General features: G+C 70.1%; 21 protein-coding genes. 8 read left to right on the top strand and 13 right to left on the bottom strand.

What is annotated here, in order from left to right:
* Positions 1 to 90 precede the first annotated feature (90 nt).
* The 3 genes from Y590_RS01465 to ycaC all read left to right on the top strand — a co-directional run bounded on the left by Y590_RS01465 (position 91) and on the right by ycaC (position 3,202).
* The gene (locus tag Y590_RS01465) at positions 91 to 1,008 is read left to right on the top strand and encodes an extensin-like domain-containing protein (RefSeq protein WP_060768331.1); all 918 of its coding nucleotides are present in this window, start codon (positions 91 to 93) and stop codon (positions 1,006 to 1,008) included.
* 105 nt (positions 1,009 to 1,113) lie between these two features.
* Positions 1,114 to 2,205, top strand: coding sequence for a L,D-transpeptidase family protein (locus Y590_RS01460; RefSeq protein WP_060768330.1), 1,092 nt, complete (start codon positions 1,114 to 1,116; stop codon positions 2,203 to 2,205).
* Between the two features lie 349 nt (positions 2,206 to 2,554).
* On the top strand, positions 2,555 to 3,202 hold the full coding sequence (gene ycaC, locus Y590_RS01455; protein ID WP_060772107.1) for an isochorismate family cysteine hydrolase YcaC: 648 nt from the start codon (positions 2,555 to 2,557) through the stop codon (positions 3,200 to 3,202).
* Positions 3,203 to 3,370: 168 nt separating this feature from the next.
* Here the strand turns inward: ycaC and Y590_RS01450 are convergent, their stop codons facing one another.
* Genes Y590_RS01450 through Y590_RS01440 form a run of 3 tightly spaced genes read right to left on the bottom strand, consistent with a single transcriptional unit; the run spans position 3,371 to position 6,128 of the window.
* Positions 3,371 to 4,081, bottom strand: a complete 711-nt coding sequence (locus Y590_RS01450; protein ID WP_060772106.1) for an ABC transporter permease subunit — start codon at positions 4,079 to 4,081, stop codon at positions 3,371 to 3,373.
* Positions 4,078 to 5,220 carry an ABC transporter permease subunit gene (locus Y590_RS01445; RefSeq protein WP_060768329.1) on the bottom strand — a complete coding sequence of 381 codons (1,143 nt, stop codon included), beginning with the start codon at positions 5,218 to 5,220 and terminating at the stop codon, positions 4,078 to 4,080. The genes Y590_RS01450 and Y590_RS01445 overlap by 4 nt, the downstream gene beginning before the upstream one ends.
* Complete coding sequence (locus tag Y590_RS01440; protein WP_060768328.1) at positions 5,217 to 6,128, bottom strand: ABC transporter substrate-binding protein; 912 nt, start codon at positions 6,126 to 6,128, stop codon at positions 5,217 to 5,219. The genes Y590_RS01445 and Y590_RS01440 overlap by 4 nt, the downstream gene beginning before the upstream one ends.
* A 292-nt stretch (positions 6,129 to 6,420) precedes the next feature.
* Between Y590_RS01440 and Y590_RS01435 the strand changes: the two genes are divergently transcribed.
* A complete protein-coding gene (locus tag Y590_RS01435) occupies positions 6,421 to 6,810 on the top strand; it encodes a response regulator (protein WP_012779253.1) in 390 nt (129 codons plus the stop codon).
* Between the two features lie 29 nt (positions 6,811 to 6,839).
* On the opposite strand, the gene Y590_RS01430 is transcribed toward Y590_RS01435, so the two are convergent.
* Together Y590_RS01430 and rsmI are read right to left on the bottom strand one after the other, a co-directional pair.
* Positions 6,840 to 7,226 carry a YraN family protein gene (locus tag Y590_RS01430; protein WP_060772105.1) on the bottom strand — a complete coding sequence of 129 codons (387 nt, stop codon included), beginning with the start codon at positions 7,224 to 7,226 and terminating at the stop codon, positions 6,840 to 6,842.
* Positions 7,210 to 8,160, bottom strand: a complete 951-nt coding sequence (rsmI, locus tag Y590_RS01425) for a 16S rRNA (cytidine(1402)-2'-O)-methyltransferase (protein WP_060768327.1) — start codon at positions 8,158 to 8,160, stop codon at positions 7,210 to 7,212. Before rsmI ends, Y590_RS01430 begins: the two co-directional genes overlap by 17 nt.
* Positions 8,161 to 8,281: 121 nt before the next feature.
* On the opposite strand from rsmI, the gene Y590_RS01420 reads away from it, so the two are divergent.
* On the top strand, positions 8,282 to 9,493 hold the full coding sequence (locus tag Y590_RS01420) for a penicillin-binding protein activator (RefSeq protein WP_060768326.1): 1,212 nt from the start codon (positions 8,282 to 8,284) through the stop codon (positions 9,491 to 9,493).
* Positions 9,494 to 9,497: 4 nt separating this feature from the next.
* Here Y590_RS01420 and hemW read toward each other — a convergent pair whose 3' ends face one another.
* The 4 genes from hemW to Y590_RS01400 form a co-directional block, all read right to left on the bottom strand.
* Positions 9,498 to 10,676: a radical SAM family heme chaperone HemW gene (hemW, locus tag Y590_RS01415; RefSeq protein ID WP_060768325.1), complete on the bottom strand. Its 1,179-nt coding sequence runs from the start codon at positions 10,674 to 10,676 to the stop codon at positions 9,498 to 9,500.
* A gap of 183 nt (positions 10,677 to 10,859) precedes the next feature.
* The gene (gene rdgB, locus Y590_RS01410) at positions 10,860 to 11,495 is read right to left on the bottom strand and encodes an RdgB/HAM1 family non-canonical purine NTP pyrophosphatase (protein WP_060768324.1); all 636 of its coding nucleotides are present in this window, start codon (positions 11,493 to 11,495) and stop codon (positions 10,860 to 10,862) included.
* Positions 11,492 to 12,205, bottom strand: coding sequence for a ribonuclease PH (gene rph / locus Y590_RS01405; protein ID WP_060768323.1), 714 nt, complete (start codon positions 12,203 to 12,205; stop codon positions 11,492 to 11,494). Before rph ends, rdgB begins: the two co-directional genes overlap by 4 nt.
* Positions 12,206 to 12,542: 337 nt before the next feature.
* The gene (locus Y590_RS01400; RefSeq protein ID WP_060772104.1) at positions 12,543 to 12,845 is read right to left on the bottom strand and encodes a hypothetical protein; all 303 of its coding nucleotides are present in this window, start codon (positions 12,843 to 12,845) and stop codon (positions 12,543 to 12,545) included.
* A gap of 440 nt (positions 12,846 to 13,285) precedes the next feature.
* Between Y590_RS01400 and hrcA the strand changes: the two genes are divergently transcribed.
* Together hrcA and Y590_RS01390 are read left to right on the top strand one after the other, a co-directional pair.
* The gene (gene hrcA, locus Y590_RS01395) at positions 13,286 to 14,353 is read left to right on the top strand and encodes a heat-inducible transcriptional repressor HrcA (protein WP_371688516.1); all 1,068 of its coding nucleotides are present in this window, start codon (positions 13,286 to 13,288) and stop codon (positions 14,351 to 14,353) included.
* A 229-nt stretch (positions 14,354 to 14,582) separates the two neighbouring features.
* Positions 14,583 to 15,542: a DMT family transporter gene (locus Y590_RS01390; protein ID WP_060768321.1), complete on the top strand. Its 960-nt coding sequence runs from the start codon at positions 14,583 to 14,585 to the stop codon at positions 15,540 to 15,542.
* 143 nt (positions 15,543 to 15,685) lie between these two features.
* On the opposite strand, the gene Y590_RS01385 is transcribed toward Y590_RS01390, so the two are convergent.
* From Y590_RS01385 to Y590_RS01370, 4 genes are read right to left on the bottom strand one after another with little or no spacing between them, the layout of a single operon-like run.
* Positions 15,686 to 18,784 carry an efflux RND transporter permease subunit gene (locus Y590_RS01385; RefSeq protein WP_060768320.1) on the bottom strand — a complete coding sequence of 1,033 codons (3,099 nt, stop codon included), beginning with the start codon at positions 18,782 to 18,784 and terminating at the stop codon, positions 15,686 to 15,688.
* A 50-nt stretch (positions 18,785 to 18,834) separates the two neighbouring features.
* The gene (locus Y590_RS01380; protein WP_060768319.1) at positions 18,835 to 20,076 is read right to left on the bottom strand and encodes an efflux RND transporter periplasmic adaptor subunit; all 1,242 of its coding nucleotides are present in this window, start codon (positions 20,074 to 20,076) and stop codon (positions 18,835 to 18,837) included.
* Positions 20,073 to 20,708, bottom strand: a complete 636-nt coding sequence (locus Y590_RS01375; protein WP_060768318.1) for a TetR/AcrR family transcriptional regulator — start codon at positions 20,706 to 20,708, stop codon at positions 20,073 to 20,075. Before Y590_RS01375 ends, Y590_RS01380 begins: the two co-directional genes overlap by 4 nt.
* Positions 20,705 to 21,019 carry a hypothetical protein gene (locus tag Y590_RS01370; RefSeq protein WP_060768317.1) on the bottom strand — a complete coding sequence of 105 codons (315 nt, stop codon included), beginning with the start codon at positions 21,017 to 21,019 and terminating at the stop codon, positions 20,705 to 20,707. Before Y590_RS01370 ends, Y590_RS01375 begins: the two co-directional genes overlap by 4 nt.
* A 316-nt stretch (positions 21,020 to 21,335) precedes the next feature.
* Between Y590_RS01370 and Y590_RS01365 the strand changes: the two genes are divergently transcribed.
* Positions 21,336 to 21,929: a YgjV family protein gene (locus Y590_RS01365; RefSeq protein ID WP_060768316.1), complete on the top strand. Its 594-nt coding sequence runs from the start codon at positions 21,336 to 21,338 to the stop codon at positions 21,927 to 21,929.
* Positions 21,930 to 21,962 lie beyond the last annotated feature (33 nt).

Genomic DNA, 21,962 nt, shown 5'->3' with positions numbered 1-21,962 from the left:
CGGGCGTGGCCGCCGCGTCCTTGCTGGGAACGGCCGGGCGGCGGATGAGGGGAGGACGGGTTGCGGCCGGGCGAGCGGGATACACACGGCATGAAGCCTTCCACCCTCGCTTCCCTTCTCGCGTGCCTCCTCGCCGCCGGGCTCGCCCTTCCGCCGGACCCGGCATGGTCCGATCCGGCCAAGCCGCCGCCCGCGACGGTGCCGTTGCCGCCGCCCCAGCCGCCGGCGCGCCCGGATGACCTCGTGCCGCCCGCCCCGCAGGTGACGCCGCTGCCGCCGGAGCGCCCGCCGGGACTGGGCACCGGCCCGGACAAGGGTGCCGTGACGAAACCGGACGAGCCGCCCAAGGAGACGAAGAACACGAACGACACGAAGGACGCACCCGCCGCCCTGCCGGAGGCGCCGCTGCCGCCGGCTCGGCCGCCGGAGCTGTCGGGCGAGTCGGCGCTCGCCCTCAAGGTCTCGGCGCCCGACGACACCGCCTGCCGGCGCCGGCTGGAGCGGCTCGGCGCGCGCTTCGAGGCGGCGTCGCCGCTCGGCAACGGCCAGTGCAGCGCGCCGCATCCTCTGACCGTCACCGCACTTGCCGACGGCGTCGCGCTGGAGCCGGCGGCCACCCTGACCTGCCGGGCCGCGGAGGCGCTCGCGCGCTGGACGACGGAGGTGCAGGTCGCGGCGCAAAAGGAGTTCGGCGAGAGCCTGAAGAGTCTTGCGCTCGGGGGCACCTATGTCTGCCGCGGGCAGAACCACGACACCGACGCCAAACTCAGCGAGCACAGCTTTGCCAACGCCATCGACGTGATGGGCTACGGCTTCACCAAGCGCGCGAGCCTCAAGGTGACGGCGGCGCCGGACGGCACGCCGGAGGCGGCTTTCCTGGCCTCGGCGCGCGCGGGCGCCTGCACCTTCTTCCGCACGGTGCTGGGGCCGGGCAGCGACGCCGCGCACGGAAACCACCTGCATCTCGACCTGCGCGAGCGCAATGCCGGGCACCGTCTCTGCCAGTAGGCGGTTTTCCCGGACCGGACGCATGACGAAGCGCCATTCGCCGCGGGAACGGTAGCGCTTGGCCATCGCTTCCTCTCGTCGTGGGTCGAGGAGCGTGAGCGGGCGATGGGACGGGTGTGGATGCGAGGAGCGCTGGCGGCGCTCGGTGTATGGTCGGCAGCCGCGCAGGCCGCCGATGCCGGAGCGCCCGAGCTGACCCGCGAGGCCATCGAGAACGCGGCGTTCCACGAGGTGTCGGAAGAGGCCAAGCCGGACACGGCATCCAAGCCGGCGAAGAAATCCAAGAAGGAAGCCGGGGCGAAGAAGGAGGCGGAGAAGAAGCCCGACCCTCTGCTGGTGAAGGTGCAGGTGCTGCTCGACCGGGCCCGCTTCTCCCCCGGCGCCATCGACGGGCGCGACGGCGAGAATCTGCGTGGCGCGCTCAAAGCCTTCGCTGCGGCGCAAGGGCTGCCCCCGGGCGACCGCCTCACCCGCGAAGTCTTCGACCGGCTCCAGGCCACCGGCAAGGACCCGGTCGTGACGCAGTACACGATCACGGAAGTGGACGTGAAAGGCCCCTTCGTCGAGAAGATGCCGCCCAAGATGGAGGAGCAGGCCGAGGTCGGGCCGATGCGCTACACCAACATCCGCGAGATGCTGGCCGAGCGCTTCCACATGCAGCGCGACCTGCTCTCCGCCCTCAACCCGAACGTGCCCCTCGACAAGGCCGGCGGCACGCTGGTCGTCGCGGCCGTGCCGCCGCTCGGCGAGGGCAAGGTCGAGGGCGCGCCGGTCGCCCCCAAAGTCACCCGCATCGAGGTCGACAAGCGCACGAAGCGGGTGCGCGCCTTTGCGGAGGACGGCAAACTGACGGCGGATTACCCCGCTTCGATCGGCAGTTCGGAGAAGCCGGCGCCGGACGGGTCGGCGAAGGTGAAGGCCGTCGCCTTCGATCCCTGGTACACCTACAACCCGAAGTACAAGTTCAAAGGTGTGAAGGCGACGAAGAAATTCTCGATCCATCCGGGGCCGAACAACCCGGTCGGCCTCGTCTGGATCGACCTGTCGATTCCCTCCTACGGCATTCACGGCACGCCGGAGCCGGAGAAGGTCGGCAAGACCGAGTCGCATGGCTGCATCCGCCTCACGAACTGGGACGCGCGCGACCTCGCGAGCCATACGCAGAAGGGCGCGAAGGTCGAGTTCTTGGACAAGTAGGAGGCCCGTTGCCGGCTGGCCGTCCGGCCGGCGATGCGAAGCCGAAAGCTGCTTGGCCCCGCTCGAAGCCCGGTTGCCGCGCGTGGATGCCGGCGGCGAGACCTGAGCGCCCTTCGAGGGGCGTGGGCTCGCCACCATCGTGGTTCGAGCGCCGCACCGAGATCTCGTGTGATGGGCCAACCACGTCCGCCGTGACGGGGTACGGATGGACCCGCGGCGATCATCCCGCGATCATGCTTTCATTCCTGAAACGATCCGTTTCGATCGTTTCCGTTTCGGTGATTAGAGCACCGTGTCATAGTCTCTCCATCGACGCCGCGCCGCACAGTCCGCCCCGATGGAGACCGAGATGAGCAAGCCCTACAACCGCCTCGACCTCGACCAAGCCGTCGTCCTGCTGGTCGATCATCAGGCCGGGCTGATGTCGCTGGTGCGCGATTTCGATCCCGACCGATTCAAGAACAACGTCCTCGCCGTCGCCGATCTCGCCGCCTATTTCCAGCTCCCGACCATCCTCACCACCAGCTTCGAGGACGGCCCGAACGGTCCGATCATGCCCGAGCTGAAGGCCAAGTTTCCGGACGCGCCCTTCATCGCCCGGCCCGGCCAGATCAACGCCTGGGACAACCCCGATTTCGTCGCCGCCGTGAAGGCGACGGGCCGCAAGCAGCTCATCATCGCCGGCGTCGTCACCGAAGTCTGCGTTGCCTTCGTGGCCCTCTCGGCCATCGCGGAGGGCTACGAGGTGTTTGCCGTCACCGACGCATCCGGCACCTTCAATCCGGTGGTGCGTGAGGGAGCCTGGAACCGGATGTCGGCGGCCGGCGTGCAGCTGGTCAACTGGTTCGCGGTCGCGTGCGAACTGCACCGCGACTGGCGCCGGGATGTCGAGGGGCTGGCGACGCTGCTTGGCGACCACATTCCGGACTACCGCAACCTGATGACGAGCTATGCCGCCGTCCGCGGCTCCGTCCCGCCCGCGGCGACGGGCGCCTGAACGCACCGTCCCGAGAGGTCGCCTCCGGCTTTCGCGATGATGCGAAAGCCGCGCCCGGAGCGCCGTCCTGGATCGAGCGGCCGGGCCGGTGCGTCAAGCCGCGGCGATCGCGAGAGAGGCGGTCGGCGTCGGCCGCTCGAAGGGCGGTCGTCCCCTGACCCGAACTGCTCAGTCCCGCCGCAGCATCCCTCCGATCGCAAGCAACAGCGCATCCCCGAGGAAGGCCAGCGCCGCGGTCGCCAGCGCGCCCTGGAGCATCGCCGCGATGTTCTGGTTCTGGAGCCCGGCGACGATCGGCGTGCCCAGCGTCGAGGCCCCTGCCAGCGCTCCGACGGCGGTGACGGAGACGGCGAGGATCAGGGCGGTGCGCAGCGTATCCACGAGCCCCGCGGCGGCGAGCGGCAGTTCGATATGGATGAGGGTCTGCGTCGGCGTCAGCCCGATGGCCTGGGCCGATTCGCGGGCCTCGGCGGTCACGGCGTCGAGCGCGCCGACCGTGCCGCGCAGGGTCGGCATGATGCCGTAGGCGGTCAGCGCCAGCAGGGTCGGCGGCCCGCCGAAGCCGAGCACCGGCAGAGCCAGGGCCACGACGACCACCGGCGGCACCGCCTGAGCGAAGGCGACGAGCGTGTCGATGCTGGTCCGAAACCCCGCCAAGCGCGCCCGCGTGGCGATCAGGCCGAGTCCGATTCCAAGTGCGGCGACCAGGGCGAGTCCGGTCGCGGCCAGGGTGAGGTGGTTGAGCGCCAGTTCGGTCAGGTGGCCGACGGTGAGGGGTCGGCCGCCTGCGCCGATCCAACCGGCAAAGGCCGGATGGCTCGCAGCGGCCAGCGCAAGGCCGAGCGCGAGCGGTCCGAGGGCCGGGACGACGCGGTTCATCGCGGCCACCGTCGGCGCATCGCCGCCTCCAGCCTGCCGAGCGCCCCCTCGGCGGCGAGCGAGAGCGCGATGATCGGCAGGGCGCCGAGCAGGATCAGGTCCGGCGCGAACTGCGCCATGCCGTCGAAGACGAGGGTACCGAGGCCGCCCGCCCCGACCAGCGCTCCCAGAGTCGCGAGACCGAGTGCCTGGACCGTGGCGACCCGCAGGCCGCCGATGAGGGCCGGGGCCCCGAGCGGCAGGCGGATGGTCGTCAGGATCGGGCCCGACGTGAGTCCGAGGGCCCGCGCGGCGGCGAGGCTATCGGGACCGGTGGCGCGGTTTGCCGCCTGAAGGCCGCGCCAGAGCGGCAGGAGCAGGTAGGCCGCGATGCCGATCAGGGCCGGCCCGGTGCCGAGCGCCGAGACCCCGTAGCCGCGCAGTGCCGGGGCCGCCGTGAGCAGCGCCGAGAGGCCGGCGACGAGGCCGCCGAGCAGGGCGACCGCCGGCACGAGCTGCAATCCGCTGACGGTGAGTTCGACCACCCCGCGCGCCCGACGCCACAGCGCGAGCCCCCCGGTGAGACCGGCGGCCAGCACCAGGGCACCGAGGGCGAGGACGAGATGATCGCGGATGGCGGCGCCGAGGGCATCGGACCGGGCGCGCCCCTCGACGACGAGCGAGAGCGCATTGAGGCGACCGCCGCCCCACAGGCCCCCGATCAGCGCCAGGACGGCGGTCGCCGCGATGAGGCCGCCGCCGGGCAGGCCGGTGCGCCGAGCGGCCAGAGTCAGCGCACAGACCAGCACGACCACACCGGTCCAGGCGCCGGAGGCGAGGCGCGCCCGCGTCGCGAACGGCTGGCCGGCGGTCAGGTCCGCGGCTCCGGCGCCGAGCCCTGCCAGCAAGAGAAAGAGGGCGCAGAGGCAGGCGAGCCCGGCGAGACCAGCACTTCTCCGCCCCCGGCCCGCCGCGAGCAGGCCGAGTCCCCCGGCGGCGAGGGCGGCGATGGGCCAGAGGCCGGTGCCGAGCGCGGCCGACGCGGCGATGGGCGCACCGGTCACCAGCCGGTTCGGTGCGAGATGCAGCAGGGGCAGCCCAGCCAACACCGCCGGGAGCAGAGCCGCTGCGGCGAGGCCGGCGAGGAGGCGTGCCGTCACGGGCGGCTTGCTGCTTCAGCGAGCCACGCCTTGGCCACTGCCTCGGCGGTGCGCCCCTCCACGGTGATCGCCGCGTTGAGCCGCCGCAGCGTCTCGGCGTCGAAACGCGCGAAGATGGGGTCGAGGGCGTCGCGGATATGCGGGTGGCGTTCGAGCGTCGCGGCGCGGATCACGGGGGCGGGTTCGTAGACGATCTGCGCCCCCTTGGGATCACTCATCACGGCGAGGTCGAGGGCAGCCAGCGCCCCATCGGTGCCGTAGACCATGCCGGCATTGATTCCGCTGATGCCTTCCGCCGCAGCGCGGGCGGTCACCGCCGTGTCGCCGCCCGGCAGGCTGACGATGCGCGAGAGCGGCAGGGAGAAGCCGTAGGCGGATTCGAAGGAGGGCAGGGCGGCGGGACTCTCCACGAACTCCGTCGAGGCGGCGAGGCGGATAACGTCCTCCCGCACGGCACCCGCGAAATCCGCCATGGTGGCGAGCCCCCGCTCACGGGCGAGACGGCCCTGAACCGCGATCAGCCATGTGTTGTTGGCCGGTGCCCGACCGAGCCAGACCAGCCCGTGCGCGGCGTCGAGCCGCAGGGCGAGGCCGTAAGCCTCCGCAGCGTTCTTCCAAGCGGGATCGGTCTCGGTGCCGGAGAAGAACGCGACGTTGCCGGTATATTCGGGATACAGGTCGATCTCTCCGGCCAGCAGGGCCGAGCGGACGATCAGAGTGGGCCCGAGGCCGAGGCGTCGCTCGACGCGCAAGCCGAGATCCTCAAGGACCGAAGCAATCAGGCTTCCGAGAAGCGCGCCTTCGGTATCGCTCTTCGAACCGATCACGATCGGACCCTCCGATGCGGCAAGGGCGCGGGCCGGAAGCATCGCGGCGGCGGCCGAGGCGAGGAGGCCCCGCCGACTCACGGTTGAGTGGGGATCGCCTCGTGCCGGGGCTGTCGCTAGGTTGCGACAATGGGCGGGAAATGTTTTGCGGAATAACATTGGGCTGATCAGCCTAGCACAGACAGAGCGGTGCGGCGCTTGACACGCCCAGCTTTACGGGCGACGGCTCGCGGTGCCGGGCAGCGTTTTCCGGGTCGCTCATCCGCTCTCGAAGCGTACCGGAAGGAATTCCTCCGGAACAATCCTGGCGCGACTGACAGACTCGAGACGGCGCTCCGGATCGGGAATGAATCGATAGGGAAGACGATCCGGCGTGAGTGTGGATTCGAACGAGGATCGTCTGTCCGGCGCCCGGGTGCTGGTTGTCGAGGACGAAGCGGCCATCTCGATGCTTCTCGAGGATATGCTGCTCGATTTCGGCTGTGAGATCGTCGGGCCGGCGGCCCGGCTCGCGACCGCCCTGGAGATGGCCCGCAGCGAGAGCTTCACGGTCGCCATCCTCGACGTGAACGTGGCGGGTGAGCCGATCTACCCGGTGGCCGAGGCCATCGCCGAGCGTAACCTGCCCATCGTGTTCTCGACCGGCTACGGCGGCGCAGGCATCCGCGAGCCGTTCCGCGACCGGCTCGTGGTGCAGAAGCCGTTCAGCCAAGCCGACCTCAAGCGCACCCTTGCCGCGGCCATCGCCGCCGCCGAGGGCTGACACGGCCCGGCCGGCTCCTGGCCGGACGCTCATAAACCTTCGATCTCGAACGCATCGGGCAGATGGCGCGGCCAGCGGCGCGGCGCCACGAAGACGGCATCCGCCCGCAAGGTCGCGTCGGCGGCAAACGGGTGACGCGCGAGCCACGCCCGCGCAGCCCGCGACAGTCGCGCCCGCTTGCGTGCGTCGATGGCGGTCGCGGCGGCGTCCAGCGTCGCACGGGCCTTGACCTCGACGAAGGCGATGGTGCGCCCGCGCCGAACGATCAGGTCGATCTCCCCGCCCGCGGCCGCGAAGCGCCGGGCGAGCGGCCGATAGCCCTTCAGCATCAGCGCCAGGAGCGCCAACCCCTCGGCCGAGATGCCCCGTCCGTGGGTGGCGCGGCGCCGCGCCTCCGGATCAGCCGGAGGTCTCATCGTCCGCCCGGCGGGTGAGTGCCAGGGCGCGGGCATAGACGACGCGCTTGGGCTGGCCGGTCTCGTCGGCGACGAGCGCCGCCGCATCCTTGATCGAGTGGCGGGCGAGCGCCGCCTCGATCCGGGCGTCGAGCCCGGTATCGGCTTCGCGCGGAGCGGCGTCCTCCGGTGCCGTGCCGATGACCACCACCACCTCACCCTTGGGCGGACCCTCCTGGGCGAAGGCTTCGGCCAGCCCGCCGAGGCTGTCGCGCCGGATGGTCTCGTAGAGCTTGGTCAACTCGCGGGCCACCGCCGCGGGCCGCTCCGGCCCGAGGGTGGCGGCGGCATCGGCCAGCATCTCGGGCAGGCGATGGGGGGACTCGAACACCACCAGCGTTCCGGGAATCGTGGCCAACGCCTCCAGACGGTTGCGCCGGGCGCCCGATTTCTGGGGCAGGAACCCCTCGAAGAAGAACCGATCGGTCGGCAGGCCGGCGGCGACGATGGCGGTCATCACCGCGGACGGGCCGGGAATCGGCGTCACCGGGATGCCGGCGGCAATCGCCGCCTGGACCAGCTTGAAGCCGGGATCCGAGACCAGCGGCGTGCCGGCATCGGAGACCAGCGCCAGGGTCTCCCCAGCCTTCAGCCGCAGCACCATCCGCTCGCGCACGGCCTCGTTGGAATGCTCGTGGTAGGAGAGAAGCGGCGTCGTGATCCCGTAATGCATCAGCAGGGTGCGGGTGACGCGGGTGTCCTCCGCCAGCACGGCATCGGCGGCGGCGAGCGTCGCCAGAGCGCGGAACGAGACGTCGCGCAGGTTCCCGATGGGGGTCGCCACCACGTAGAGGCCCGGCGCCAGAGACTCGGCCTCGGCGGCGAGGCCGAAGGCCGTGAAGGTGGCGGGGCTGCGCGGGGCCCCTTCGGAGCGCTTGTCGAGTCGCTGTGTCATCGCCGCGACAATGCCATGCCCGCGCGCCTTTGGAGACCGGGGAAAGGCATGGCCTCACATTTACTTTTCGCAAGCCCCTCCGCATCGTGACCGCGAATTGCGCTCGCACAGGAGGGTCGCGATGGCGCGACGCGGCGGACGGTGGACGGCCCGCGCGGGTGCCGCGCTTCTCGGCCTCGGGCTCACGATCGGGCTCGCGGGCTGCCTCGGCGTTCCGGACGCGCCGCGGCCGGCGGCTCGGGCGGCGCCGGAGGTCGAGCCCAACCCCACCGTGACCGCCGGCAACGTCATCGGCGCGGGCACGGTGAAAGTCGCGCTGATCGTCCCGTTGAGCGGGCAGGGGGCGGCGGTCGGCGCCGCCCTGCGCAACGCCGCCGAACTCGCCTACGACGATTTCCAGAAGCCGAACCTCCAGATCCTCGTGAAGGACGACCGCGGCACGCCGGAGGGCGCACGCGAGGCGACGCAGGCGGCCTTCGCCGAGGGCGCCGAGATGGTGCTGGGCCCACTCTTCGCCGCCAGTGTCCAGGCGGCCGGGGGCGTCGCCCGCGGGGCGGGCAAGCCGGTCATCGCCTTCTCGACCGACGCGGCGGTGGCCGCGCGCGGCATCTACCTCATCAGCTTCCTGCCGCAATCGGAGGTGGACCGCATCGTCGACGAGGCGAGCGCGGGCGGTCGCCGCTCCTTCGCCGCGCTGATCCCCGAGACGACCTACGGCAATGCCGTCGAGGCGCAGTTTCGTGAGGCGGTGGCCCGGCGCGGCGCCCGGCTCGTCGGCATCGAGCGCTACCCGGCCGGCAATCCCGGCCCGGCGGTCGACCGGCTGCACGGCGTGATCGCGGGGGGCGGCGCCCAGGCCGACGCGCTGTTCGTACCCGACACCGCCGAAGGCCTGATGGCCGTCGCGCCCGCGCTGACCAAGGTCGGGTTCTCGCCCGCGCGGGTCCGACCCCTCGGGCTCGCCCTGTGGAACGACCCGCGTGTGCTGTCGCAGGCGGCGTTCCAGGGCGGTCGCTTCGCCGCGCCCGACATGGCCGGCTTTGCCGGTTTCGCCCACCGCTATCAGACCCGCTTCGGGACGATGCCGCCGCGGACCGCCTCGCTCGGCTACGATGCCGTCTCGCTCACGGCCGCCCTGGTGCGCCAATACGGCTCGCAGCGCTTCGCCGACGCGACGCTCACCAACCCGGCGGGCTTCTCCGGCCTCGACGGCACCTTCCGTTTCCTGCCCGAGGGTGTCAGCGAGCGGACCTTGGCGGTCTACGAGATCCGCAACAACGCGGCGAATGTGGTGAGCCCGGCCCCGAAGGTGCTCGGGCCGTCGGGGATTTGACGGTTCAGCCCGCCAACTCCGCCACCACGGCGTTGAGCACCGGAGCGCCGCGGGCAGTCGCGGCGATGCGGCCGTCGGGGCGCCGCGCGACGAGGCCGTCTTTCACCAGCGCGTCGAGGCGATCGGCCTGGAGAGGGCGCCCCTTCAAGGTCGCGTAACGGGCGGGGTCGATGCCTTCCGTCAGCCGCAGCCCCATCATCAGGAACTCGTCGCCCTGATCCTCGGCGGACAGCATTTCCGTCTCGACGATGCCGTGGCCGTCGCGCTCGACGCGGGCGAGCCAGTCTTCGGGCGCTTTCTCGGTGAGCGTGCCGGTACGGCCCTGCGGCAGGACGAGGCGGCCATGGGCGCCGGGGCCGATGCCGGCATATTCGCCATAGCGCCAATAGAGGAGATTATGGCGCGACTGCGCACCGGGCCGGGCGTGGTTCGAGATCTCGTAGGCCGGCAGGCCCGCGAGCCCGCAGATCTCCTGCGTCACGTCGTAGAGGGCGCGTGAGGCGTCGTCGTCGGGCGGCACGAGGCGGCCGGCCTGGGCAAGGCCGAAGAACGGCGTGCCGGGCTCGATGGTGAGCTGATAGAGCGAGAGATGCTCGGCGGCATAATCGATCGCCCGGCGTAGCTCTGCCGCCCAGGCCTTCGGTGTCTGCTCCGGGCGCGCGTAGATCAGGTCGAAGGAGAAGCGCTCGAAATGCGCCGCCGCGGTGCGCACGGCGTCCAGCGCTTCCGCTACGCTGTGCAGCCGCCCGAGCCGCTTGAGGTCGCCGTCATCGAGCGCCTGAACGCCGAGCGAAACACGGTTGACGCCGGCGGCGCGATAGCCGCGAAAGCGGGTCGCCTCGACGCTGGTGGGGTTCGCCTCCAGCGTCACCTCCGCGTCCGGCGCCACGCTCCAGGCTCCGGCCACGGCATCGAGCAGGCCCGCCACCGTGTCCGGCGCCATCAGCGAGGGTGTGCCGCCGCCAAGGAAGATGCTGGTGACCGTCCGTCCCGGTGCGAGGGCTGCGGCGTGGGCGATCTCTCGCCGGAAGGCGTCAAGGAAGCGCGGCTGGTCCACGCCCGCATGGCGAACGTGGCTGTTGAAGTCGCAATAGGGGCACTTCGCGGCGCAGAACGGCCAGTGCAGGTAGATGCCGAATCCCGCGTCGCGGGTCGGATGGTCGGGCGGTGTCGCGGGGGGCATCGGCCTGTCTTGTGTCATCGAGCCGCTTGAACCGCGCACTCGTCCAACCCGCCGCCCTCACCCTGAGGTGGCCGAGAACGCGGGCACCTCAGGGTGAGGGCGGCGGATGGGATGTCGGCGTTCGAGCGGAGCGCCTTCCATCTTTCACGCTTGATGTATGCACGCCAAACGCCGGGCGGAAGCTCAGTCCGGCCGACGCAGGCACGCCTTCGCAAGCTCGACGAAGGCCCGCGCCCGATGCGAGAGCGCGTTGCCGCTCTGCCAATCGACGCCGTGCTTCTCCTCCGAGGAAATCTCGCCGAAGGTGCGGTCCATGCCCTCGGGACGGAACATCGGATCGTAGCCGAAGCCGAGGTTACCGCGCGGCTCCACCAGATCACCGAAGACGCGGCCCTCGAACAGCTCGGTATGGCCATCGGGCCACGCCAGAACCAGGGCCGAGACGAAGTGGGCACGCCGGTCCGCGGCGCCGCGCGTGTCGAGTTCGGCGGCGATCCGGGCCATCGCGCCGGAGAAATCCTTGTCCGGGCCGGCCCAGCGGGCGGAGAACAGCCCGGGCGCGCCGTCCAGCGCATCGACGCAGAGGCCGGAATCGTCGGCGAAGGCCGGCAGGCCCGAGGCCTTGGCCGCGGCGTGCGCCTTGATCGCCGCGTTCTCCGAGAACATCGTGCCGGTCTCGTCCGGCTCCGGAAGGCCGAGTTCGCCGGCCGAGACCGCCTCGACCCCGAACGGGGCCAGCAGCTCGCGCATCTCCACGAGCTTGCCGGCATTGTGGGTCGCGATGACGACCTTGCCCGAGAGGATGCGATGCCCGCTCACGCGATGACCTTCCGCTGCAGCTCGACGAGCTGCGCCACGCCGCCTTTGGCGAGCCGCAGCAATTCGAGGAACTGTTCGTCCGTGAACGGCTCCATCTCGGCGGTGCCCTGCACCTCGACGATGCCGCCCTTGCCGGTGACGACGAAGTTCGCGTCCGTTTCGGCCGCCGAGTCCTCGGCGTAGTCGAGGTCGAGCACCGGCTGGCCCTTGTAGATGCCGCAGGAGACGGCCGCGACATGGTCCTTCAGGGGATCGACCGAGATGATCGAGCGGGCCCGCATCCAGGCGAAGCAATCGTGGAGCGCCACCCAGGCACCTGTGATCGAGGCGGTGCGGGTGCCGCCGTCGGCCTGGATCACGTCGCAATCGACGGTGATCTGGCGCTCGCCCAGGGCCGGCAGGTTCGTGACCGCGCGCAGGGAGCGGCCGATCAGCCGCTGGATCTCCTGCGTCCGGCCCGACGGCTTGCCGGAATTGACCTCGCGGCGGGTGCGCTCGTGGGTGGCGCGGGGCAGCATCGCATATTCGGCGGTGACCCAGCCCTTGCCCGAACCGCGCAGCCACGGCGGGCCGCGCTCTTCCAGCGAGGCGGTGCAAAGCACGCGGGTGTTGCCGAAGGTGACGAGGCAGGAGCCTTCCGCGTAGCGGGCGACGGCCCGCTCCAGCGTGACGTCGCGCATCGCGTCCGCCGCGCGCTTCGAGGGCCGCATGCTTGGTAAGCTCCCGTATCGGAAATCGAAGCCCGGGCTCTTAGGCGCTGCCCGCCTCCGCGGCAACCGTCGCCCGGCTCTGGTTTCGTGCCGGCCTTCGTCGCCGGCGCCCGCCTGCGCGAACAGTCTCGGTTTTTCGGGCTTCCGCTCCGTTCGATGCTTTTCAGGATCGAAGTCCTCAAAAGCCCGCTCCGTACGGCGCTCTTCGCGCCGCGAAGCCGCTCAGGCGACTTCGAACGATGTCCCTGGACTCGCGCCTTTTCGCGCCAGACCAGCCTCCGGCATGAAAAAAGCCGCCGTCTCGCGACGGCGGCCCTTCAGACGACCTTCCGGCCGGTCACCAGCGGCGGTGGTTCATGTGACCGCGGTGGTGGTGATGGCGCGGGCCACCGAAGCGGTGGTGGCGGTGCCAATGACCACGGTGACGCATGTGGCGGCGGTAGTGACGGCGATCGCCGCGGTACTGCGCCTGCTCGATCATATCGCCAGCGGGTGCGGTCGCCTCGGTTTGGATCGGGAGCGGGGCAGCCTGCGCAGCGCGCGGCGCCGAAGCGAGGCTCAAGCCGGTGACCGCAATCGCCAGTGCGGCGACCTTGACCAGGGTCTTTCGTGCGCCAGTCAGCACTATCGGAAGCTCCATCTTCATTCGGGCAATGGGGCAGCGAATCGCGGTTCGAAACGCTGCCCTGGTGATGAAACGCCTCGGGGACGCAGAACGATCCCAATCATTTCTCGGCTAGCAGGCTGCTGGAGAAGTCTCGGGGCGGAGTGAACCATTCTCTGGAAGCCGGTTGTCGATGTCGGGCAGTGCGGCAGCCGACGCTTCATCCCGTCAGCACGCCTCACGCTCGGCGCGAAGTTCGACCGAGATGGAGATGATCGTTCTCCCTCGTCAGACGTCTGCAGCCGCCTGCTAAAGCCGCGCGGGGCGTCGTTCGCCGGTTGGGTGTGGTCCGGCGCTCGTCCGCAACGTCGCGGCAGAGCAGGATTGATCGGCGGCGCCCAAGCGCCCACAATCATTCGTCAGGATCCTGCATTCGTCAGGTGCTCATCTCCTTGATCGAGGCCCTTTAGCCCATCGTGAATCCTCAAACCCAAGCGCTCGCCGCCCTCAACGAGCGCTCCCGAGAGATCTTCCGGCAGATCGTCGAGAGCTACGTCACCACCGGCGAGCCGGTGGGGTCGCGCAATCTCGCGCGCATCCTGCCGATGAGCCTGTCTCCGGCTTCGATCCGCAACGTGATGGCGGATCTGGAGCATTCCGGGTTGATCTTCGCGCCCCACACCTCGTCCGGGCGCCTGCCGACGGAGCTGGGCCTGCGCTTCTTCGTCGATGCGATGATGGAGATCGGCGACGTCGATCTCGCCGAGAAGGCGCGCATCGAGGCGCAGATGCAGGCGGCCGCCTCGCGCCACACCTTCGATTCGGCCCTGGCCGAGGCGTCCTCGCTGCTTTCGGGCATTTCCCGCGGGGCGGGCGTGGTGCTGACCACCAAGGTCGATGCCGGGCTCAAGCATGTGGAGTTCGTGCGGCTCGATGCCGAACGGGCGCTCGTGGTTCTGGTGTCGATCGACGGCACGGTGGAGAACCGCCTCGTCGATCTGCCGCCGGGTCTTCCGGCAGGGGCGCTGCAGGAGGCGTCGAACTTCCTCAACGCCCGCCTGCGCGGCCGCACCCTCGACACCCTGCGTGCCGATATCGAGAACGGCCGCAAGGAGATGAAGCAGGAGCTCGACGCTCTGACCGAGCGTCTGGTCGATGCCGGGCTCGCCACCACGGTCGGCCCGTCCGAGGCGCGCCAGCTCATCGTGCGGGGACAGGCCAATCTTCTGGACGACCTGCGCGCCGCCGAAGACTTGGAGCGCATCCGCCTGCTGTTCAACGATCTCGAGACGCAGAAGGATGTGATCGAGCTGCTGGCGCGGGCCGAGCAGGGCGACGGTGTGCGCATCTTCATCGGCTCGGAGAACAAGCTGTTCTCGCTCTCCGGCTCCTCGATGATCGCCGCCCCCTTCCGCGACAGCGCGCAGAAGATCGTCGGTGTCGTCGGCGTGATCGGCCCGACGCGGCTCAACTATTCCCGCATCGTGCCGATGGTGGACTACACCGCCCGCGTGGTCTCGGGGTTGCTCGACCGGTCACGGTAGGGCGTCGCTTCGGCCGTTCCCGAGTATCACGCGCAAGCGAATTGCGATGAGGCGATCACCGGTTCGTCGAAAGAATGCGCCTCAGACAAAGACCGGGAGATGCCGGCCTGATGCCATCGGGCCGGACGCGGCTCGAGCGGCGGCGCAGGGGGATTCGAAAGCAGGAAGCGGGATGCGCGGCGTCGGGATGGGGCCGTAGGCACGGGCTCGGACTTGCCGGAGCCTCCTCATGCCAACCGTCGTCAACCACACCATGTCGCCGTTCGAATGGGCGATGCTGCTTGGACTGTCCGTACTCTGGGGCGGATCGTTCTTTTTCGCGGGCGTGGCTTTGTCCGCGCTGCCGCCTCTGACGCTCGTCGTCCTGCGCGTTGGATTGGCCGCGCTGATCCTCAATGCCGCCCTGCCTCTGGCCGGTATCCGCCTCCCCCGCGGCCGAGACGTTTGGGTTGCCTTTTTCGGGATGGGACTCCTCAACAACGTCATGCCCTTCTGTCTCATCGTCTGGGGGCAGACCCAGATCGCCTCGGGGCTCGCGGCCATCCTCAACGCCACGACACCGCTCTTCACCGTCGTCGTCGCCCACCTGCTGACGTCCGACGAGCGGATGACCGGGAACAGGCTGGCGGGGGCGCTCACCGGCCTCCTGGGTGTGGCCGTCATGATCGGCGCCGCGGCATTCGCCGACGAAGGACGCCCTCTCCTGGCGCAGCTCGCGGTGCTCGGCGCCGCCCTGTCCTACGCCCTGGCCGGCGTCTTCGGACGGCGCTTCCAGCGCATGGGCGTCCCGCCGCTCGCGACGGCGACCGGCCAGGTGACAGCGTCCACGCTCCTGCTTCTGCCCGTTGCGCTGCTCGCGGACCGGCCGTGGACGCTGCCGATGCCGGGCGCAACGGTCTGGGGTGCGGTGCTCGGGATCGCGGCGCTCTCCACCGCGCTCGCCTACCTGCTCTACTTTCGCCTGCTGGCGACGGCCGGGGCGACCAATCTCCTGCTCGTCACCTTCTTGATCCCGGTGACAGCCATCCTCCTCGGCACGCTGGTGCTGGGCGAGTCCCTGGAGGTTCGTCACATCATCGGCATGGCCCTCATCGGGGGCGGTCTCGCGGCCATCGACGGACGGGTTCTCAAGCGCGTGAGGCGACGGCCCATCGAAGAGCCCGGACTCTATCAGGGCCGGGATATCTGAGCGGTCGGAGACGAACCCGAGGTGTTCCGTCGCCGGCGGCGGCGCATCCGCTCGGAAAGGGCGCGACGGTGTCGAAGCGCGGCCGTCTGCCCGCCCGGCCTATCCCGCGCCAGCCCATCGCAGGGGCGGATGCGGGGAGGGGGTCAGCCGTGATGGGCGGCCGGGGCGGGTGGTGCGTCCCCGGCCTCGTCGCGCGGGCCGACAAAGCGGCCGAGCCCGCGGCCGATCAGGCTGCCGAGGCTGTCCATCAGCAGGAACACCGCGGGGACGAAGACCAGCGAGAGCAGGGTCGAGACGATGAGGCCGGCGATCACCGCCACCGCCATCGGCGCGCGAAACTCGCCGCCGATCCCGAGCGCGAGTGCCGACGGCACCATGCCGGCGGCCATGGCGATGGTGGTCATCACGATGGGGCGCGCCCGCTTGCGGCCGGCATCGACGATGGCGGTGACGCGATCGACGCCCGAGCGCATTTCCTCGACGGCGAAGTCTACGAGCATGATCGCGTTCTTCGTCACCAAGCCCATCAGCATCAGGATGCCGATGACGACCGGCATCGAGATCGGCATGTGGCAGATCAGCAGGCCGAGGATGGCGCCGCCGATGGAGAGCGGGAGCGAGAACAGGATCGTCAGCGGCTGGAGGAACGAGCCGAACAGCAGCACCAGAACCGCGTAGACCATCATGATGCCGGCGCCCATCGCCATGAGGAAGCCGGAGAAGACCTCCTGCATGATCTCGGCGTCACCGGTCTGGCGGATGGTCACGCCCGGCGGCAGGTTTTTCGCCGTCGGCGTGGCGAGCGCCTGCTCGATTAGCGAGCCCAGCGCGTCCGAACCCTCCATATTGGCCTCCACCGCGACGCGCACCACGCGGTCGTAGCGCTCGATGGCACCGGGGCCCTGGTCGAGTTCGATGTCGGCCACCGCGGCGAGCGGGACCGCGGTACCGTTCTTGGCCGGAACTTTCAGGTTCTCCAGCCGCGAGACCGCGCCGCGGGCGCTCTCCGGCAGCTGGACGCGGATCGGAACCTGACGGTCCTTGGCGTTGAACTTGGCGAGGTTGATGCCGATGTCGCCGATGGTACCGACCCGCACCGTCTCCGCGATCACGTCGGTGGAGACGCCGAGATCGGCCGCCGCGCCGGGCTTGGGGCGGATGCGCACCTCGGTGCGGTTCAGGGGCGCCGTGGACATCACCGAGACGAGGTGCGGGATCGCGGCCATGTCGCGCTGGAGCCGGGCGGCGACTTCGGTCACCACCTCGACGTCCGGGCCGCCGACCACGAGGGCGAGATCGCGCTGGCCGTTCTCGCGCAGGTTCCAGGAGCGGATGTCGGGCTCCTGCGCCAGCAGAGCGGCGATCTCGGTCTCGATCGTCCATTGCCGCTTGGCGCGCTGGCTCTTGGGGCTGAGATTGACGATCAGGGTCGCAAGACGCGTCTCCTTCTTGCCGCCGGCCTGACGGCCGCCATCCACGAAGACGGAGGTCACCTCAGGCAGCGTGCGGATGCGCTCGACCACACGGTCGGCGACGGCGATGGTGTCGGGGAGCCGCGCGCCTGGCGCCAGCTCGATCATGAACAGGGTGCGGGCGTTGTCCTGCTTCGGGATGAAGCCCGAGGGCAGGAGCCGGGTCGAGGCGAGCGAGCCGGCAAACAGCGCGAGCCCGACGAACAGGGTGATCCACTTGTGGCGCACCGACCAGCCGACGAGGCGGGTATAGGCGCGCATCACCGGCCCCTCCCGCTCCTCGGCGTGGCCGTGGTCGCGCAGGAAGTAGGCCGCGAGCAGGGGCGTGATCAGCCGAGCCACCAGCAGGGACATGAACACCGAGACGGCGATGGTGAGCCCGAACTGGATGAAATAGCGGCCGGCGATGCCGCCCATGAAGGAGACGGGGGCAAAGACGGCGATCAGCGTCGCGGTGATGGCGATCACCGCAAGCCCGATCTCGTCGGCCCCCTCGATCGAGGCGCGGTAGGGCGACTTGCCCATCCGCATGTGGCGCACGACGTTCTCGATCTCGACGATGGCGTCGTCCACGAGGATGCCGGTCACTAGGGTGATCGCGAGCAGGCTGATGCCGTTGAGCGTGAAGCCCAGTGCGTCCATCGCCCAGAAGGTCGGCAGCACCGAGAGCGGCAGCGCCACCGCCGCGATCAGCGTGGCGCGCCAGTCGCGCAGGAACAGGAACACCACGAGGACGGCGAGCGCGGCGCCCTCGATCAGCGTGTGCATGGCCGAATCGTAGCTGCCGATCGTCGCCGCGACCGAGGAGTCGATGGTCTCGAAGCGGATCTCGGGATAACCCCGGCTGAACTCGGCGATCTTCTTCTCGACGCCCGCGGCGACTTCGGCATCGCTGGCGCCCGAGCCGCGCGAGACCGAGAAGGCGACGACCGGCTCGCCGTTGAAGCGGGCGAAGGTGCGCGGTTCCTCGATTGCGTCCTCGACGGTGGCGAGGTCATCGAGGCGCACCTTGCGGCCGCCGGGCAGGACGATCGAGGTGGCCTTGAGGTCGCGGATGGTACGGGAAGCGGCCAGCGTGCGGATCGACTGCTCCCGCCCGCCGACCTCGCCGCGCCCGCCCGCCATGTCGGCGGAGGTGACGCGCACCTGCCGGTTCACGTCCGCGGCGGTGATGCCGAGCGCCAGCAACCGGTCGGGCAGGGGGGTGATGCGGATCTCGCGGGCGACGCCGCCCACGCGCTCGACGCCGCCGACGCCTTTCACGCCCTGGAGCGTGCGGGCGACGTTGTCCTCCACGAACCACGACAGTTCCGCCGGCGTCATCGCGGGCGAGGTCACGCCGTAGATCAGGATCGGCAGGCCGGTGATCTCGACGCGCTGGATCACCGGCTCGTCGATGGTGCGCGGCAGGTTGATGCGGATCTTCGAGATCGCATCCTTGACGTCGTTGACGGCCCGGTCGGTGTTCACTTCGAGGCGGAACTCGACGGTGGTGACGGACGAGCCTTCCGTGATCGCCGAGGTGACGTGCTTGACGCCGCGCACGCCCGCGATCGAGTCCTCGACCCATTTCGTGACCTGGGTCTGCAACTCGGCCGGCGCCGAGCCGGCCTGCGTGATCATCACCGAGACGATGGGCACGTCCACGTTCGGCATGCGGGTGACGGGCAGCCCCCGGAAGCTGACGAGGCCGAGCACCATCAGCACGAGGAACAGGACGAGCGGCGCGATCGGATTCCGGATCGCCCAGGCGGAGATGTTCAGGCGCATCGGGGCAACCCGTCAGAAGGAATGTCGATGGGGCCGAGGCTTAGAGTGCCTCAGCGCGAGCCGGCGTCGGCGGTGGCCTGCGGCGAGGGGGCTGCGGAGATTGCGGCCGGTATCTGGCCCTCCCGCGCGAGCGGAACCGGACGGACGCGGTCGCCGTCCCGCAGGAAGCTGCCGGCGCGGGCCACGACCCGTTCGCCTTCGGAGAGGCCGGAGCGGATCTCGATGTCGTCTTCGTCGGACAGGCCGGTGCGGACCTCGCGGGACTCGACCTTGTCCTCCGCGACGACGAGGACGGAGCTGCGCTTGCCGCCGCCGTAGAGGACGGAGGCCTGGGGCACCGTGACGCCGCGGGTGCGGGCGAGTTCAACGGCGCCGCGGGCGAAGGTGCCGATGCGCAGGCGCGGATCGGGATCGAGGCGGACGCGGACCTTGCCCAGCCGGCTCGCCTTGTCGACCTCCGGATAGACCGCACGGACGGTGCCCGTGACGCGCTCGCCCTCGCCGATCTCGATGAAGGCGGGAGCTCCCTCGCGCAGCAGCGGAAGCTTGGTCTCGATGACCTCGGCCTCCAGCTCGATCTCGCCACGGGCGATCAGCCGGAACAGCGGCTCGGCCGATGAGGACGTGGCCATTCCGACCCGCGCCGTGCGGCGGCTGACGATGCCGGCTTCCGGCGCGCGGATCTCGGTGCGGGCGAGGCGCAGTTCGAGTTCGTCGCGCACGGCCTTGGCCTGCGCCAGCTCCGCCTTGGCCATCGCCAAGCCGTTGCGGGCGAAGGCGAGCTTACCCTCCGTCTGCCGCAGGGCGGCGGTGCGGTTCTCCATGACGGCGGCGGTGGTGATGCCGGTCTGGATCAGTTGCTTGGCGCGATCATGGGCCAGCCGCGCTTCGAGTTCGGCGGCCTCGGCCTGTTCGATGTTGCTCTGCGCCTGGAGCACGGCGGCGCTCACCTTGTCGATCAGCGCGTTCTGCTGGGTGAGCTGGCGGTCGATCAGGTCGCGGTTGAGGCGGGCGAGCACCTGCCCCTTCTCGACGCGCATGCCCTCCTCGGTCAGAAGCTCGACGAGACGGTAGCCGTCGATCTCGGGCGTCACGAGAATCTCGTCGCGCGGGACCAGCGTCCCGGTCACGACGACCCGTTCCACGATCTCCTGACGCGCGGCCTCGACCACGCTGACGGCTGGAGCCGGGGCCGTCTTCGCCGGGGGCGGGGCGGTCTCGGCCCGGGCCGGAGCGAAGCCCGCGGCGGCGAGCAGGAAGGCGGGGACGGCGAGGGCCCGGACGCTTTTCATCGGCCGGTCTCCAGATCGAGGTGGGAAAGGGGGAACGGACCGGACAGTCCGGCATCGATCACGGCCTGAAGCTGCGCCACGGCCGGGCCGGCATCGTAATCGTCACTCAGCGCACGGCTCACGATGATGCCCTTCATCAGCGGGGCGACCGCATCGAACAGGGCGGCCGAATCGCAATCGGGCGAAGTCTTGATCGCGTCGAACATCGTGATGAGCCAGGTCCGGCCTTCTTCGTCGCTGCACGCGACCATGGCGCCGATGGCCGGATTGCGGCTCGACTCCGCCCAGACGTCGAGACGTAGGATCGCTGCCCCGCGGGTGAGGTCGAGGAAGAAGCGGGCGAGCACGCCCATCAGCGCGGTGCGCTTGTCGCCGGCCCGCTCCAGCGACTCGACGAGGACGACACCGCGTTCGCGGTCGCGCTCGGCCAGACCGAGGACGACGGCCTCCTTGGAATCGAAGTAACGGTAGATGTTGCCTGGGCTCATCGAGGCCTCGCGGGCAAGATCCTGCATCGTGGTGCGGTGGAAGCCGTTGCGGGCGAAGCAGGCCTCCGCCGCGTCGAGGATATGCTCGCGCCGCGCCGCCTGTCCGCTCCGGGCGTCGATAACAGCGCCGGCCACAGCACTCATGACGTGGTTCCGACGGTGTCCGTGGCGGCGGTGCGGCCCGGCTCGCTGAGGAACTGAACGGCGGCGCAGGAGCGCGGCTGAAGGTCGAGATCGGCACAGAGGCGGGCCTGCCAGCCATCCGGCCCGGCACCGGTCCAGCCCAGCAGCGCAAACCAACCGAACGCGACGACGGCGCAGACGAGCAGGTTCGCCGGGGTGCAGACCGCCTTGACCAACCGCGCCGGGCTGAAGCCCTCCTGCGCGGGGGCGAGATCGGCACCGAGCCCGGCGGCCTGAGGGTAGGACGCCCGGTCACCGACAATCATGCTCATGGCCCAACTCCTACGCTGCCTCGAGCTTGATAGTGAACGTTCATTCTCGTGTCAATGAACGTTCATTCTCATTGCCGGGGAGTCGCGCTTCGCTCCACAGGTGAGGCGTCGGCGCCACGCCGAGAGAACCTTATCGCCGCGTTAACGAACCGGTTACCACGCAGGAATAGCGCAACGGGCAAGACCCGTGGGGCTCTGCACACGGTCGGCACTGCTTTCGCGGCGGACCGCACGGACCGCGAAGGAAGTCCGGAGAACAACGTCAACAGAACGCCCGTCGCAGCGAATAACGAACGCGTCGTTCGAGACCCTCATCATGTCCCCCTCAGATCTCGCCCCCCTCGCGTGGAATGCCGCGCGTGAACACCTCGACCTGTTTGGAAGCCTGGGGCTCTGCCTGGGTTTTGCCGGCGGAATGATGCCGCGGCGAAGTTTGATCCTCTTCACCTCGGCGGCTTGCTCAGCCTGCTTCGCGCTGCATTTCCTACGGCTCGGCGCCCAAACCGGCACTGCGATGTGCCTCGTCTCGGTCATGCAGAGCGTGGTGGCGGCCCGGTGGATCGGGCCCGATTCCCGCGCGACCTGGGTCGCCCCGTTGTTCCTGGCAAGCAGCCTCGTCGCGCTGGGTCTCACGCTCGCCACCTGGAACGGATGGCCGTCGGCCTGCGCCGGGCTCGGCTCGCTGCTGGCGACGACGGCCCGCCTGCAGGGAAAATCACAGGCGATGCGCCGCTTCTTCCTCGGCGCGTCCTCGTGCTGGGCGATCCACAACACGCTGGTCGGCTCGGTCTTCGGCCTGACCTGCGATCTGCTTACACTGACGGCGCTGATCATCGCACTGGTGCGGGGCGGTGCGGAGAGGCCGGCACCCGCCGCCAACCCGGTGGCACCGCTGCAGGGTGCCGCCTAACCGGAGGTGGAGCCCGACGGCTCCGCCCCCTGT

It is taken from the genome of Methylobacterium sp. AMS5, from assembly GCF_001542815.1.
In the GTDB taxonomy this organism is placed as follows: Bacteria; Pseudomonadota; Alphaproteobacteria; order Rhizobiales; family Beijerinckiaceae; genus Methylobacterium.
Note: the sequence above shows the minus strand (reverse complement) of the source record. Positions and strands in the feature narration are given on the sequence as shown.